This window comes from Chitinophaga sp. GbtcB8 (assembly GCF_019091455.1).
Taxonomy (GTDB): Bacteria; Bacteroidota; Bacteroidia; order Chitinophagales; family Chitinophagaceae; genus Chitinophaga.
The window spans coordinates 1-233 of the sequence record NZ_JAGXJN010000471.1; the positions used below are offsets into that span (position 1 = coordinate 1).

1 pseudogene is annotated in these 233 nt (G+C 54.5%); it reads right to left on the bottom strand.

The features are described from left to right. Window positions 1-187 (bottom strand): annotated as a pseudogene (locus KVT36_RS32340) (indole-3-glycerol-phosphate synthase TrpC); the annotation flags it as partial. Window positions 188-233: the final 46 nt, after the last annotated feature.

Genomic DNA, 233 nt, shown 5'->3' on the forward strand with positions numbered 1-233 from the left:
CACCTATTGCCTTGGCTTCTAGGATCTGGTATCCATCGATCAGAAAATCCTTACGCAGAATAGGTATGTAATGGGCTGCCCTTGCCTGCTGGAGATCATCGGCGGGGCCGCCAAAGAATCTCTCATCTGTAAATACGGAAAGGCCGGGGGGCCCGTAGCGGGTATATGCCGGGGGAATATCCTGTAGTGTAACATTCCCGTTGCAGAATCCCTAGGAGGGTGGGGGGGGTGTG